The sequence below is a fragment of the Brevundimonas sp. Marseille-Q4549 genome, from assembly GCF_976940555.1.
Genome location: NZ_CDRHXG010000001.1, coordinates 259,748 through 273,430, shown reverse-complemented (window position 1 = coordinate 273,430; position 13,683 = coordinate 259,748). Strand labels below are relative to the sequence as shown.

At 70.0% G+C, this 13,683-nt stretch carries 18 protein-coding genes; 12 read left to right on the top strand and 6 right to left on the bottom strand.

The genetic code is table 11. The annotated features are described in order from the left end of the window. Positions 1-251 precede the first annotated feature (251 nt). From ACWPV3_RS01465 to ACWPV3_RS01455, 3 genes are all read left to right on the top strand, one after another. Positions 252-1,466, top strand: coding sequence for an acyltransferase family protein (locus ACWPV3_RS01465; RefSeq protein ID WP_453976553.1), 1,215 nt, complete (start codon positions 252-254; stop codon positions 1,464-1,466). A 63-nt stretch (positions 1,467-1,529) separates the two neighbouring features. Continuing rightward, complete coding sequence (locus ACWPV3_RS01460) at positions 1,530-2,168, top strand: hypothetical protein (RefSeq protein WP_453976552.1); 639 nt, start codon at positions 1,530-1,532, stop codon at positions 2,166-2,168. Positions 2,169-2,171: 3 nt separating this feature from the next. Then, positions 2,172-2,474 carry a winged helix-turn-helix domain-containing protein gene (locus ACWPV3_RS01455; protein WP_292087021.1) on the top strand — a complete coding sequence of 101 codons (303 nt, stop codon included), beginning with the start codon at positions 2,172-2,174 and terminating at the stop codon, positions 2,472-2,474. 12 nt (positions 2,475-2,486) lie between these two features. Here the strand turns inward: ACWPV3_RS01455 and ACWPV3_RS01450 are convergent, their stop codons facing one another. Then, positions 2,487-2,873 (bottom strand): GreA/GreB family elongation factor, encoded by a 387-nt coding sequence (locus ACWPV3_RS01450; protein ID WP_292087022.1) that lies wholly within the window; start codon positions 2,871-2,873, stop codon positions 2,487-2,489. A gap of 197 nt (positions 2,874-3,070) precedes the next feature. Here ACWPV3_RS01450 and folP point away from each other — a divergent pair, with 197 nt between their 5' ends. The 5 genes from folP (at position 3,071) to ACWPV3_RS01425 (ending at position 6,076) form a co-directional block, all read left to right on the top strand. Beyond that, the gene (gene folP, locus ACWPV3_RS01445) at positions 3,071-3,898 is read left to right on the top strand and encodes a dihydropteroate synthase (protein ID WP_453976551.1); all 828 of its coding nucleotides are present in this window, start codon (positions 3,071-3,073) and stop codon (positions 3,896-3,898) included. A 65-nt stretch (positions 3,899-3,963) separates the two neighbouring features. Further along, positions 3,964-4,320 (top strand): DMT family protein, encoded by a 357-nt coding sequence (locus ACWPV3_RS01440; RefSeq protein ID WP_292087031.1) that lies wholly within the window; start codon positions 3,964-3,966, stop codon positions 4,318-4,320. 42 nt (positions 4,321-4,362) lie between these two features. Continuing rightward, a complete protein-coding gene (locus tag ACWPV3_RS01435) occupies positions 4,363-4,707 on the top strand; it encodes a DMT family transporter (RefSeq protein ID WP_292087025.1) in 345 nt (114 codons plus the stop codon). Beyond that, positions 4,704-5,504: a bifunctional hydroxymethylpyrimidine kinase/phosphomethylpyrimidine kinase gene (gene thiD, locus ACWPV3_RS01430; RefSeq protein WP_292180352.1), complete on the top strand. Its 801-nt coding sequence runs from the start codon at positions 4,704-4,706 to the stop codon at positions 5,502-5,504. Before ACWPV3_RS01435 ends, thiD begins: the two co-directional genes overlap by 4 nt. Then, positions 5,501-6,076 (top strand): nucleotidyltransferase family protein, encoded by a 576-nt coding sequence (locus tag ACWPV3_RS01425; protein ID WP_453976550.1) that lies wholly within the window; start codon positions 5,501-5,503, stop codon positions 6,074-6,076. Before thiD ends, ACWPV3_RS01425 begins: the two co-directional genes overlap by 4 nt. A 15-nt stretch (positions 6,077-6,091) precedes the next feature. Here the strand turns inward: ACWPV3_RS01425 and ACWPV3_RS01420 are convergent, their stop codons facing one another. Next, a complete protein-coding gene (locus ACWPV3_RS01420) occupies positions 6,092-6,481 on the bottom strand; it encodes a DUF983 domain-containing protein (RefSeq protein WP_292089161.1) in 390 nt (129 codons plus the stop codon). A gap of 122 nt (positions 6,482-6,603) precedes the next feature. On the opposite strand from ACWPV3_RS01420, the gene ACWPV3_RS01415 reads away from it, so the two are divergent. After that, a complete protein-coding gene (locus ACWPV3_RS01415; protein WP_453976549.1) occupies positions 6,604-9,444 on the top strand; it encodes a tetratricopeptide repeat protein in 2,841 nt (946 codons plus the stop codon). 89 nt (positions 9,445-9,533) lie between these two features. On the opposite strand, the gene ACWPV3_RS01410 is transcribed toward ACWPV3_RS01415, so the two are convergent. From ACWPV3_RS01410 to ACWPV3_RS01400, 3 genes are all read right to left on the bottom strand, one after another. Next, positions 9,534-9,812, bottom strand: coding sequence for an HU family DNA-binding protein (locus tag ACWPV3_RS01410; RefSeq protein ID WP_292089163.1), 279 nt, complete (start codon positions 9,810-9,812; stop codon positions 9,534-9,536). Between the two features lie 114 nt (positions 9,813-9,926). Continuing rightward, positions 9,927-10,739, bottom strand: coding sequence for a flagellar type III secretion system pore protein FliP (gene fliP, locus ACWPV3_RS01405; RefSeq protein WP_453976548.1), 813 nt, complete (start codon positions 10,737-10,739; stop codon positions 9,927-9,929). Next, the gene (locus ACWPV3_RS01400) at positions 10,736-11,011 is read right to left on the bottom strand and encodes a flagellar biosynthetic protein FliO (protein WP_292089165.1); all 276 of its coding nucleotides are present in this window, start codon (positions 11,009-11,011) and stop codon (positions 10,736-10,738) included. Before ACWPV3_RS01400 ends, fliP begins: the two co-directional genes overlap by 4 nt. A gap of 143 nt (positions 11,012-11,154) precedes the next feature. Between ACWPV3_RS01400 and flgB the strand changes: the two genes are divergently transcribed. Genes flgB through ACWPV3_RS01385 form a run of 3 tightly spaced genes read left to right on the top strand, consistent with a single transcriptional unit; the run spans position 11,155 to position 12,322 of the window. Continuing rightward, positions 11,155-11,562: a flagellar basal body rod protein FlgB gene (gene flgB / locus ACWPV3_RS01395; protein ID WP_292089166.1), complete on the top strand. Its 408-nt coding sequence runs from the start codon at positions 11,155-11,157 to the stop codon at positions 11,560-11,562. Between the two features lie 47 nt (positions 11,563-11,609). Next, entirely contained in the window at positions 11,610-11,996 is a 387-nt protein-coding gene (gene flgC, locus ACWPV3_RS01390; protein ID WP_292089235.1) for a flagellar basal body rod protein FlgC, read from the top strand. An 11-nt stretch (positions 11,997-12,007) separates the two neighbouring features. Beyond that, complete coding sequence (locus ACWPV3_RS01385) at positions 12,008-12,322, top strand: flagellar hook-basal body complex protein FliE (RefSeq protein ID WP_312735795.1); 315 nt, start codon at positions 12,008-12,010, stop codon at positions 12,320-12,322. Between the two features lie 12 nt (positions 12,323-12,334). Here the strand turns inward: ACWPV3_RS01385 and ACWPV3_RS01380 are convergent, their stop codons facing one another. After that, positions 12,335-13,675 carry an FAD/NAD(P)-binding protein gene (locus ACWPV3_RS01380; protein ID WP_453976547.1) on the bottom strand — a complete coding sequence of 447 codons (1,341 nt, stop codon included), beginning with the start codon at positions 13,673-13,675 and terminating at the stop codon, positions 12,335-12,337. Between the last annotated feature and the right edge of the window lie 8 nt (positions 13,676-13,683).

Sequence of the window (13,683 nt, the reverse complement as noted above, 5' to 3'; positions counted from 1 at the left end):
GGGCTCGACCCGAGGATCGGATGTCGGGCTGGCTGTGAATCCACGGCTGGCGCACTGCGGCGGACCGCTCGGCCCTCGGGTCGAGCCCGAGGGTGACGGAAAAAGAATAAAACCGCCGGGAGAGCGATCTCCCGGCGGTTTTCGCATGCGTCGGGGGCGATACGGTCGTGGCGTCAACGTCATCTTGTGAACTGGTTTGTAATTTAGACTAGTCTGTGAGAATGGTTTCTCCTCATCAAGGGGAGGGAGCCATGACGGCGTCCGAAATCGACCGATCCGAACGACTGCATGGGCTGGACGCCCTGAGGGCCGCCGCCCTGCTTTTGGGCGTGGTGCTGCACGCGACCCTTTCCTTCTTTCCGACCCCGATCTGGATCGTCGCCGATGATCAGCGGTCGGTCTGGGCCAGCGGCCTGTTCTTCGCCATCCACCTGTTCCGCATGGGGACCTTCTTCCTGATCGCCGGCCTGTTCGCGCATGGTCTGCTGAACAGGCGGGGCGTGGTCGGCTTCGCGATCGACCGCCTGACGCGCATCGCCGCGCCGCTGGCCGTCTTCTGGGGCGTGGTCCTGGCGGCCATCGTCGCCGTGGTGATCTGGAACGCCGCGTTGCAGGGGCTGACCGCCGCCGACGCCCCGCCGCCGCCGAAATACGACTGGACCGACGTTCCCCTGACCCATCTGTGGTTCCTCTGGGTGCTGCTGATCTTCTATGCGGCCTTGCTCATACTGCGCGCGGCCTTCGGGGCGCTGGACCGCAAGGGCGACGGCGCGCGGGCGCTGGATCGCCTGACCGCGGGACTGACCGGGCCATGGGGGCCGTTGGTGCTGGGCGCGCCCGTGGCGGTCGCCCTGTGGCTGGAGCCGAACTGGATCGCCTTCTTCGGCGTGCCGACGCCGGACCACGGCCTGATCCCCAACGCCGCCGCCCTGGTCGGCTTCGGCACGGCGTTCGGTTTCGGCGTGCTGCTGGACCGCCGGCGCGACCTGCTGGGCCGCATCCAGGCTTGGACGCCCGCCTGTCTGGGGCTGGCCCTGGTCGTGGGCGCGATGGCCCTGATGCTGGCGGGCGGACCCGATCCGCGCCTGACGCCCCTGACCGATCCGTCGATCAAGGCGGCTGCGGCGGCGGCTTTCGGCGTGGCGACCTTCGCCTCGGTCTTCGCCGCCGTGGGGCTGGCGATGCGGTTCGCCTCGGGCCGCAGCGCCGTGCGGCGCTATCTCTCGGACGCCTCCTACTGGGTCTATATCGTCCATCTGCCGCTGGTGCTGACGGGACAGGTCCTGGTGCAGGACTGGACCCTGCCGTGGGCCGTCAAGCTGATCCTGGTCGTCTCGGGCGTCCTGGCCGTCTCTATCGCCAGCTACGAACTGCTGATCCGTCACAGCTTCATGGGGCGCTGGCTGAACGGCCGCCGCGTGCCCTGGAGGAGGGCCCCACGACCCGTGTTCGCCCCCGCCGAATAGCTTGCCAACCCCGGCGGCTGCGTCCATCCGGAAAGGCAGCCGCGTCGCGCCAGGAATCACCCGATGACCGACAAGTCCCGCACGCCCGAAGCCGACCTCGCCTTCATGCGCTCCATCGTCGAGGGCAGCGGGCGACCGCCGATGACCCTGACCGTCTGCTATCTGGCGGGCGGGCTGCTGTACGGCCTTCAGTGCCTGTTTCACGTCGGGCAGGTGCTGGGACTGATCCGCTGGCCCGATCCGGCCAACCTGGCCTTCGTGGTCGGGATCAGCGTCGCCTTTCTGGCGGTCCTGACCTGGGCGATCCTGAGGGACCGCAAGGCCGGTCCGGCCAATCGAGGGCCGCTGGCCACGCGGGTGACGAGCGCGGCCTTCAGCGCCACCGGCATGGCCAACGCGGCCGTGGTGATCGTCTTCGCCGTGGGGGCGATCCGGGATCGGGACTTCGCCGTCTGGCTCTATTACGCCGCCATCGTCTTCGCCCTTCAGTCGGCGGCCTGGTATGTGGCCTGGGTGTTGAAGAAGAAGGGCTGGATGCTGGCGGTGTCGCTGGGCGGATGGGTCACGGCGGTGGCCCTGGGCCTGCTGGTGCGCCAGCCGGTCGCCTATCTGGGCGTCTGCACCGTGGCGCTGTTCCTGCTGTTCGCCCTGCCGGGGTGGGCCCTGTTCCGCGACGCCCGCGCGGGCGCCAAGGCGGCCTGAACCATGGGGTTGGCCGATTTCGGACGGATCGACGAGGTCATCCACGGCCGCATGCGGCTGGGGATCATGGTCTATCTGGCCGATGTCGAGGCGGCCGACTTCACCGAACTGAAGACGGTGCTGGAGGCGACCCAAGGCAATCTGTCGGTCCACATCAAGAAGCTGGAGGAGGCCGGCTATGTCGCCGTCGCCAAGAGCTTCGTGAACAATCGGCCCCTGACGCGCGTGTCGATCACCCCGGCCGGCCGCACGGCCTTCGCCGCCTATCTGGAGGCCCTGGGCGGCCTGATCGGCGGCAAGGGCTGAGGCCCGCGCGGCTCAACCGTCCTCGGGCTCCTCGATCCGCACCAGGGTCAGGCGGCGTTCGGCGCCGGACGGATCGGTCCAGGCGATGGTGCGCCCCTCGGCCAGGCCGATCAGGCCCGCCCCGACGTGCGACAGGATCGAGACCTTGCCGGCGTCGATGTCGGCGTCCTGGGGCATGACGATCTGGATGCGGCGCGGGGTTTCCGAGCGGCCGTCGACATAATGCAGCCAGCGATACAGCGGAGCGCCGCGCGCGGGGCGGCCCTCGGGTTCGACCACGGCGCGATCCAGTTCCTGTTGCAGCAGGCCGGCGACGCCGGCGCCGGGCATGTCGCCGACCAGACGGCTGAGACGGTCGTGATCGGCGGCGCCGATATAGATCTTGGGACGAGGGGACATGGGGATGCTCTGATGCGGACGGATGGACGCAGGCGCGGCGTCGCGGCCATCGGGAAGGGAAGGGGGGAAGAGGCGCCCGGAACGGGGCGAAGGGCGCGCGGCCGTTCCGGGTCAGTCGCCTGCGACGAGGCGTCCCGCGTGGGAAAGGCGTCGAGCCTGGCTGACGAAACGAGCGATCACGGCTAGAGGCTGGTCCCATGCGACGCGAAAGTCAAACCGACGGGCGACCCCTGGTCATGGGGATCGTCAACGTCACCCCCGACAGCTTTTCGGACGGGGGGCGGTTCACCTCGACGGGGGCGGCGGTCGAGCGGGCGATGCGGCTGGTCGCGGACGGGGCGGACGTGCTGGACGTCGGCGGGGAAAGCACCCGGCCGGGCGCGCTGCCGGTCGGCACGGCCGAGGAGATCGGCAGGACGGCGCCGGTGATCGCCGCCCTGCGCGCCCGCTGGGACGGACCGATCAGCATCGACACGATGAAGCCGGCCGTGGCGCGCGCCGCCGTCGCCGCCGGGGCGACGATGTGGAACGACGTGACCGCCCTGACGCACGCGCCGGACAGCGCGGCGGTCGCGGCCGAACTGGGCTGCGACCTGGTGCTGATGCACATGAAGGGCGAGCCCCGAACGATGCAGGCCGACCCGAGATACGACGATGTGGCGGGCGAGGTGCGGGACTATCTGGCCGTGCGCGCCCAGGCGGCGACGGCGGCGGGCGTGGCGCGCGAGCGGATCTGGCTGGACCCCGGCGTCGGCTTCGGCAAGACAGCGGCGCATAATCTGATCCTGACCGCGCGACTGGACGTTCTGGTCGATCTGGGCTTTCCGGTCCTGTACGCGGCCAGCCGCAAGCGGTTGATCCAGGCGGTCGATCCGACGGCGACGGAGGCCGGCGACCGGCTGGGCGGCTCCCTGGCCCTGGCGCTGGAAGCGGCGCGGCGCGGGGCGCGCATGGTGCGGGTCCACGACGTGCGCGAAACGGTGCAAGCCCTTAAGCTTCAGGCGGCGGTGACGGCGGCGGGGTGAAGACCCGCGACCTGGCGTCGCAGCTGGGCTATGGCGATGGAAGACCCTCGCAACAGTCCCGATCCATGCCCCTGAACCCCTATATCGCCCCCATCGTCATGCTGGTCCTGTCGAACGTCTTCATGACCTTCGCCTGGTACGGCCACCTGAAGTTCGACCACAAGCCGCTGTGGCTCCTGGTCATCGCCAGCTGGGGCATCGCCTTCTTCGAGTACTGGCTGGCGGTGCCGGCCAACCGGATCGGCCATCAGGTCTATTCGACGGCCGAGCTGAAGACGATGCAGGAGGTGATCACCCTGATCGTCTTCGCCGGGTTTTCGGTGCTGTATCTGGGCGAGAAGCTGACGGTGAACCATCTGGTCGGCTTCGCCTTCATCGCCCTGGGCGCCTTCTTCATCTTCAAGGGGCCGCTGGGCGGCTGATCGCGGCTTGCCCTGATCGACGGGCTGCGCCATCTGAGCCGCATGTCCTGGGTCATGTCGATCAATCCGTGGGCGACGCTGATGGTCGCCGGTCTGCTGGAGGTCCTGTGGGCTTCGGGCCTGAAGACCGTCGGCCTGAACCGGCCGCTGACGTCGCTGGGCGTCGGCGTGGCGCTGGCCGGCAGCATGATCCTGCTGTGGGTCGCCACGCAAAAGCTGCCCATCGGCACGGCCTATGCGGTGTGGACCGGCATCGGCGCGGTCGGGGCGGCGGTGGTGGGCGTGCTGGTCCATGGCGAGCCGGCGACGGTGGTCAGGGCCGTGTGCATCCTGCTGATCGTGGCGGGCATCGTCGGTTTGAAACTGTTTTCGGGAGCGGCGGCATGAGCGCGCTTCATCGAGGTCGGGTGTTGATCCTGGCGGGCTCCGACAGCGGCGGCGGCGCGGGGGTTCAGGCCGACATCAAGGCCGTGACGATGATGGGCGGGTTCGCCGCCACGGCCATCACCGCCATCACGGTGCAGAACACCCTGGGGGTCCATGGGGTCCATCCTCTGCCGCTGGATCTGATCGCGGCTCAGGCGCGGGCGGTGCTGGAGGATATCGGGACCGATGCGGTCAAGACCGGCATGCTGGGCTCGGTCGAGGTGGTGGAGACGGTCGCGGCCCTGCTGGACGAGGCGGACGCCCCCGCGGTGGTCGATCCCGTCATGATCGCCAAGGGCGGGGCGTCCCTGCTGCCGGATGCGGCGGTGGAGGCGGTGAAATCGCTGATGATCCCGCGCGCGGCCCTGCTGACGCCCAATGCGCCCGAGGCCGAGGCCCTGACGGGGCTGTCGGTGCGCGACCTGGATGGTCAGCGGCGGGCGGGGGAGGCCCTGTTGGCATTGGGCGCCCGGGCGGTGCTGATGAAGGGCGGCCATGTGGACGGACCGACGGTGATCGACCTGTTGATGACCCCGGACGGCGAGACGGCGCTGGAGGCCGAACGGATCGACACCCGCCACACCCACGGCACGGGCTGCACCCTGGCCAGCGCGTGCGCGGCGGGGCTGGCGCTGGGCCGGCCGCTGGAGGTCGCGGTCGCGGAAGCCTGGGCCTATGTCGGAGAGGCGATCCGCCGCGCGCCGGGCCTGGGCGGCGGTCACGGCCCGCTGGACCACGGCTGGCCGGTGCGGGGATGAGCGATCTGGAGACCGAACTGGTCGCCATCGTGCGCGCCGATCCGGGCCTGATGCAGGTGCTGACCACGGTGCGGGCGTTGGACCTGCCCGATTGGCGACTGGTGTCCGGCGCCGTCTATCAGGCAGTGTGGAACTCCAAGACGGGACGGCCGCACGGCTATGGCGTCAAGGACTACGACCTGGCCTATTTCGACGGCTCGGACCTGTCCTACGAGGCCGAGGACATGGTCATCCAACGCGTCGCCTCAGCCTTCGACGACCCGCTGCGCAGCCAGGTCGAGGTGCGGAACCAGGCGCGGGTGCATCTGTGGTTCCAGAGCCGCTTCGGCGAACCTTACGAGGCCCTGACCTCGACCGATCAGGCGCTGGAACGGTTCGTGGCGCCGACGTTTGCGGTGGGGGTGCGGCTGGAGGCGGACGACCGGATCACGGTCGCGGCGCCGTTCGGGCTGGAGGACGTCTTCGCCCTGACGATCCGGCCCAATCCGAACCGGCCGCGCGCCAGGGGCTGGGCCAAGGTCGTCGAAAGCGCCCGGGGCCGCTGGCCCGAACTGACGGTGATCGAAGCCTAGAGCCTGAATCAGGCTCTAGTAGGGGCCGTGCTTGCCGTTGGAGGAGAACTCGGGCGGGGCGGCCTTGTGGACGTATTGTTCGGCGACCAGCCAGGCCTTGAACGGGCGCAGGCAGCCCATGCACATCGCCACCAGGATCGGCAGGGTCACGACCGCATGGACCCAGATGGGCGGGTGGACGATGAAATCGAACGCCATCAACAGGATCATGCCGACCAGGCCGACCGCCGTCATGACGAAGAAGGCCGGGCCGTCCGCCGGATCGGCGAAGCCGTAGCTGAGGCCGCATTCGGGACATTCGGTCCTGAGCGTCAGATAGCCCTTGAACAGGGCGCCCTTGCCGCAACGCGGGCACCGGCAGGCCAGGCCGGTCTTCAGGGTGCTGAGGCGCGGATAGTCGGTCATGAGGGCACTATGCGCGTTCGAGGCGGGATTGTCGCGTGGGCGACTTGTCCAAGGCGAGGTCGGTTCGCGGGCGAACGCGGTTAACCGCGATTAAAGGGCTTTCGGGGCATGGGTCGCGGGATATGTCCGGGGCTCCGCACAGCAAGCGCATCCTGAAGACGACCGTGGCCGCCGCCGCGGCCGGCGCCGTCGCCTTTGCGCCCCTGGCCCCCCTGGCCCAGGAGGCCGGGCGCGGGCGCGACCCCCTGTCGATCAATATCGGCCAGAATGCGGAGTTCACCCGGGTCGAATTCGGCGGCGTCATCGGCGTGCGGTCGCGCGTCAGCCGCGACGGCGACAAGGTGGTGGTGCGGCTGGGCGTCAGCGCGGCGCCCGATGTTTCGCGCCTGAGGGTCGATCCGCCGCCGGCGGTGAAGGCGGTCGAGACGCGCATGGCGCGCGGCGGCGGCACGGATCTGGTCATCACCCTGGCGCCGGGCGCCGAGGCCCGCTCGGGCGTGGCGGACGGGGCGGTCTGGCTGAATCTCTATGCGCCGGGCAAGGCGCCCGAGACGACCGAGGCGGCAAGGCCCGCGACCCGGTCGGTCGTGCCGGTAAGCGCGGTCTCCAGCGCCGAGAAGACGGTCCTGACCTTCCAGTGGGGCGCGCCGGTCGGCGCCGCCGTCTTCCGCCGGGGCGAGGCGGTCTGGATCGTGTTCGACGCCGCCGCGCGGATGGACATGACGGGCGCCAAGGCCCTGGGCCCGGCCAAGGACGCGCGCTGGGCGGCGGGGCCGGACTACACCGCCGTGCGGGTCGCGGCGCCGGACGGTCTGGCGGTCTCGGCCCAGGGCCAGGGCGGGACCTGGACCGTGACCATCGGCGGGGCGACGCCCGAGGCCCAGGGGGTCGAGGTCGGCCGGGCCGACGACGGCTCTCCGGCCCTGGTGGCGCGCATGGCCGGAGCGACCAAGGCGATCTGGCTGACCGATCCGTTGGTCGGGGACCGATTCGCGGCGGTCACGGCCCTGGCACCCGGAAAAGGGTTCGCGGGCGAACGCTCCACCATCGATCTGACCCTGATCCCCACCGCCCAAGGCTTGGCCGTCGAGACGCCGACCGACGATCTGAAGGTGGAGGCCGCCGGCGATCTGGTCACGATCAGCCGGCCGAACGGCCTGACCCTGTCGCCGCCGTCCGCCGCTCTGGAGACGGGCGATCAGGGGGCGGACGCGCCCCGGCGGGCGTCGCATCCCGCCCTGATCCTGGACGAATGGGCCGCCCTGGGCGAGGCGGGCTTTTCCGACCGCTATCGCCGCCTTCAGGATGCGGCCGCGCAGGAGACCCTGGCGGCCGACGACAATCCCCGCGCGCCGATCGAGGCGCGACTGGCCCTGGCGCGCTTCCTGGTCGGATCGAACCTGAACTACGAGGCGATCGGCGTGCTGAACGCCCTGATCGCCAAGGCGCCGAACCTTCAGGGCGAGCCCGAGGTGCGGGGTCTGCGCGGCGCGGCCCGCGTCGGTGTCGGCCGGCTGGAGGAGGCCCAGGCCGACTTCGCCATCGGCGGCCTGTCCGACGATTCGTCCGCCCGCGTCTGGCAGGGCTATATCGCCGCCGAACAGGGCGACTGGGAGGGGGCGCGGCGCAACTTCGCCGCCGGCGCCACGGCCATCGACAGCTTTCCCAAGGTCTGGCGCGCGCGGTTCGGCACGGCCCACGCGCTGGCGGCGGTGGAGCTGGGCGACCTGCCCGCCGCGCAGAAACTGCTTGCTTATGTGTTCAGCCAGGACGCCCCGGCGGCCGACCAGTTGACGGCGCGGCTGGTGCAGGCGCGGCTGTTCGACCTGACGGGCGACAAGGATCGGGCGCTGGGAATCTACAAGGCCGTGTCGCGCGCCTCTCTGGACGGGATCGCCACCCCCGCCAAGCTGGGGGCCGTGACCCTGGAGCTGGACAAGGGGGCCATCAACCCCGACCAGGCGGCCCAGCGGCTGGAGCAGCTGAAGTGGCGCTGGCGCGGCGACGCCACCGAACTGGCGGTGATCCGCAAACTGTCAGACATCTATCTGAAACAGGGCCGCTATCGCGAGGCGCTGGACGCACTGCGCAGCGCCGGCAAGCGGATGGCGGGCGTGCCTGGCGCGACCGAGATCCAGGCGGACCAGTCCAACGCCTTCCGCGCCCTGTTCCTGGACGGCGCGGCCGACGGGCTTCAGCCGGTGCCGGCCCTGGCCCTGTTCTACGACTTCCGCGAACTGACGCCCATCGGGGCCGACGGGGACGAGATGGTGCGCCGCCTGTCGCGCCGCCTGATCGACGTCGATCTGCTGGACCAGGCCGCCGAGCTTCTGAAGCATCAGGTGGACGAGCGGCTGGACGGCGTGGCCAAGGCCCAGGTCGCCACCAACCTGGCCACCGTCTATCTGATGGACCGCCAGCCCGAGAAGGCGTTGCAGGCCATATGGGGGTCGCGCACCACCCTGCTGCCGGCGGCCATGAACAGCGAGCGGCGCGCGCTGGAGGCCCGCGCCCTGATGGACCTGGGCCGGTTCGACCATGCGCTGGAGGTGCTGGACAAGGACCAGTCGCCCCCGGCGCGCGAGGTGCGGGCCGACATCTTCTGGAAACAGCAGAAGTGGGGCGAGGCGGCCCCGATCTACGAGGCGCGGCTGGGCGACCGCTACAAGACCGCGACGCCGTTGACGCCGGCCGAGGAAAGCTGGCTGATCCGCACGGGCGTGGGCTATTCCCTGGCGGGCGACCGGGCCGCGCTGCAAAGGTTGAACGGACGTTATGCGTCCTTCGTCGCCGGGGCGCGGTCGGGCGCGGCGATCCGCGTGGCGCTGGACGACAATCTGTCGGGCGTGGCGGGCGCGGGCGACTTCGCCAATCTGTCCAGCCAGGCCGACACCTTCATCGGCTGGGTCAACAGCGCCAAACAGGCCTTCCGCCAGGACGCCCAGGCCAAGCCCGCCTCCTGATCCATCGCCGGAAACGAAAACGGGCGGAGACCGCGTCGCGATCTCCGCCCGTCATGCTTTGATCGATCCCGTCTGGGACCGAAAAAGGCTTAGCCGTTGACGGCGTCCTTCAGCGGCTTGGAGACGCGGAAGCGGACGGCCTTGGAGGCGGCGATCTTGATGGTCGCGCCGGTGGCCGGGTTGCGGCCTTCGCGCTCGGCGCGCTCGGCGGTGTCGAAGACGCCCAGGTTCGAGATGCGGACGTCGCCGCCCGACTTCAGGGACTTGTGGATGTTCTCGACGATGGCCGTCAGAACCTTGCCGGCGTCGGCCTGCGAGACACCGGCGTCCTTGGCGACGGCGGCGATCAGTTCGGCTTGAGTGGTCATAAGAAGCGTTTCCAGTGTTATTCGCCCGATTCAAGGCGAGGACCGGGGGATCAACACGGATTTTGCGCGGCATTGCAAGCGCCGATGCAGCGGAAACGCCAGCAGGGCCGGGGATTATCCGGTTCCGGACGCCCGCTGGAAGCTCTCGACCAGACTGCCCGCGACCAGTCTCCAGCCGTCCACCAGCACGAAGAAGATCAGCTTGAACGGCAGGGACACCACCACCGGCGGCAGCATCATCATGCCCATGGACATCAAGACGCTGGCCACCACCAGATCGATCACAAGGAACGGAACGAAAAGGAGAAATCCGATTTCGAAGGCCTTCTTCAGCTCGCTGATCATGAAGGCCGGGGTGACGACGCGCAGGGGCAATTCCTGCAGGTTCTGAGGGGGCTGAATCTTGCTGAGCCGGGTGAACAGGGCCAGGTCGCCGCGGTCCACCTGGGCCAGCATGAAAGTCTTCACAGGTTCGGACGCCGCATCGAACGCCTGAGGCAGTTCCATCTGCTGATCCATCAGCGGGCGGACGCCCGAATCATAGGCGTCCTGCCAGGTCGGGGCCATGACGATGGCGCTGAGGAACAGGGACAGGGAGATCAGCACGGCGTTCGGCGGCGACTGCTGAAGCCCCAGGGCGGTGCGCAGCAGCGACAGGACGACGACGATCCGCACGAAGCTGGTCGTCATGATGACGATGGACGGCGCCAGGGACAGCACGGTCATCAGCCCGACCAGCTGGACCACCCGCTGGGTCAGGCCCGCGCCGGAGCCCAGGTCGATGTTGATGGCCGATCCGCCCTGGGCCGCCTGCTGGGCCAGGGCGGCGACGGGCCAGGCCAGACAGACCAGGGTGGTGAACAGCGACAGGACCGCCGCGCGCTTCAGCTCGGGGCCGGTCGGTCTGACGAACAGGGCGGGTTTCATTGGCCGCCTCCGACCTGACGCGGTTCGATCAGTTCGCGCCCCTCGCCCAGCAGGATCAGCCGCTCCTCCTCGTCGACGCGCACCAGGACCAGGCGACGGGCGGGGTCCAGGACCAGGGTCTCCACCACCTGAAGACGGCGGGCGCCGCGCTCGGCGTTCAGACGGGCCAGAAGCTGAGGCGCGTAGCGGCGCGTGGCCCAGGCGACCAGGCCGATCAGCCCCAGGGTGAAGGCCAGGCCGAAGACGGCGCGGGCGAGATCGAGAAAATTCATACGCTGAGAGGCCCCGCGCAAATCGCGCCGATGGGCGAAGTCTTAACCACCACGGTTAACGAGGCGTTGAGATAAGGGCCTGTTAACCATGCAGGCGGCATTTTCTGCCCATCGCGCGCATCCGCGTCGCACGGGAGACCGCCATGGGCGTCGCCGACATACCGCTGCTGGGCCAGATCAAGGGCCGTCTGAACTGGCTGGACGCGCGCCAGCGGGTCATCGCCGAGAACGTGGCCAACGCCGACACGCCCGGCTTCGTCGGCCGCGACCTGAAGCAGCCGGCCGATTTCGCCGCCGCCCTGAGGAACGGCGGGGGCCTGCAGATGGCGCGCACCAATGCGGCCCATATCGCGCCCGCCAGGCCCTCGGTCCGGTTCGATCAGACCAAGGCGCCCGATTCGGAAACCACGCTGGACGGCAATTCGGTGGTGGTCGAAGAGCAGATGCTGAAGATGGCCGAGAGCCGCATGGCCTATGACGCCGCCATCGGCTTCTACCAGAAGTCCATGTCCATGATCCGCATGGCCGCCCGCAAGCCCGGCGCCAGCTGAGAAAGGCCTGACCCATGCCCGACACCGTCCCCCCGTCGAACAGCGCCATGGCCGTCGCCGCCTCCGCCCTCAAGGCGCAGCAGTCGCGGATGCGCGTCATCGCCGAGAACATCGCCAACGCCCAGTCGACCGCCCGCACGGCGGGGGGCGAGCCCTATCGCCGCCAGATCCCGGTGTTCCAGGCGCGCGAGGTGGACGGGGCGACGGGGGTGGCCCTGGCCGAGGTGCGGCCCGACCGCAGCGACTTCAAGATGGACTACGACCCGTCCCACCCGGCCGCGAACGCCCAAGGCTATGTGATGCGGCCCAATGTCGACACCCTGGTCGAGGCCATGGACATGCGCGAGGCCCAGCGCGCCTACGAGGCCAATCTGAACGTCATCGAGACTGCGCGGTCGATGGACAGCCGCACCCTCGACATCATCAAGCGCTGAGGGTCTAGGCCATGAATCCGATGATGGCCGCCAGGGCCTACGCCGCCGTTCAGGGCGGGGGCATGCCGACCGGGCTGTCGGGCGCGGCGCCGGCGCCCGGCGCGGGCGACGGCGGCTTCGCCGACCTGGTCAAGACCGCCATGACCGACATGGCCCAGCAGTCGCGCGCGGCCGAGACCCAGATGACCCGTTCGGTCCAGGGTCAGGGCAATCTGATCGACGTGGTGACGGCGCTGAGCTCGGCCGAGGCGTCGCTGGAGACGGTGATCTCGGTCCGCGACCAGGTGATCTCGGCCTACAAGGAAATCATGGCGATGCCGCTGTAGGGCGGCTCCCGCTCAGGCCGTCATGTCGGCCGTCACGCGACGGGCCAGGTCCAGGGCTGCGCCGCGTAGATCGGGCACGGCCGTGATCTCCCACGCCGCGCCGCGCGTCAGGGGGCCGATGGCGTAGAGGCCGGGGACCGGGCGGCCCGCGACGTCCAGCGGCCGACCCGCTTCGTCGACCGCCAGCCCCAGCCCCAGGGGATCGGGCTGGATCAGGCCCTTGGCCAGAAGATTGCGGATCAGGGGTCGGGTGCTGCGCTCCACCGCGCTGAGGGGGCCGGTGCAGTTGACGACCAGGTCGAAGCCTTCGCAGACCGCGTCCCGGCCGCCGCGCGGACGCCAGCAGACCTGAGCGCCCGTGTCCGTCAAATGGCTTTCGGTCAGGCGGCCGGCGTGGATCGTCAGGTCGCCTGTCGCCCGCAGGGCCTCGACCTGGGCGGCGATGGTCGGCGCCAGGCGATGGCGATGCACGTCCCACAGCGGGCGCAGATGGCGCAGGAAGCGGGACCGCTCGACCGGGGTCCAGCCCCGCCACAGGTCGCGGGCGACGCGTCGCAGCCGGTCGAACACGGCGCGCCAGTCCTGACGCGCCGAGGCCGCCCGCACCTGGGCCAGGACCTGCGACGGCCCGCCGGAAAAGACGTCGTCGGTGGGCGGATGAACCTCGACCGAATGGGCGCGTGGGACCAGGCCCCGGCGCGACAGGGCGACGAACCGGCGGCCGGGCGCGCGCAAGGAAAGGACTGTGTCCACCATGGTCAGGCCGGTCCCGATCACCAGGATGCGGCGGGCGTCGGCCATGCTGCGCGGGTTCAGCGCCCAGGGGTTCTCGACATAGAGGGCGGAGGTGCGCAGGGCCGGATCGATCCCCGGGGGCGTTCCCGGCTCCAGATTGCCCAAGGCCAGGACCACGGCGTCGGCGGCGACCGGCCCGTCCGAGGTCGAGACGATCCAGCCCTCGGCCGTGCGGTCCAGGGCCAGGGCTTCGGCCGGCGTCAGGGTCAGTCGGCCGTCTGCCTTAGCGAGGGCCCGGTCCCGGATCGCGGCCAGATAGTCGCCGTACAGGCCGCGACCGATGAAGTCGTGCGGCGCGGGGGCCTGATCGCGGGCGGCGACCCAGTCGGCCAGGTCGTCCGGCCGATCCGGAAAGGCGCTCATATTATCCAGGCGCACGTTCAGCAGATGGCCGGGAGCGCGGGTGTCATAGGCGACGCCGCGCCCGAAGACGGGGCGCCGCTCGATCAGGGTGACGCGCAGGTCCACCGACAGGGCCGTCAGGTGCACGGCCGTCATCAGGCCGCTGAAACCGGCGCCGATCACCGCGACGTGCGGGTGTTTCCGATCCGGCGTCATCCAGCCTC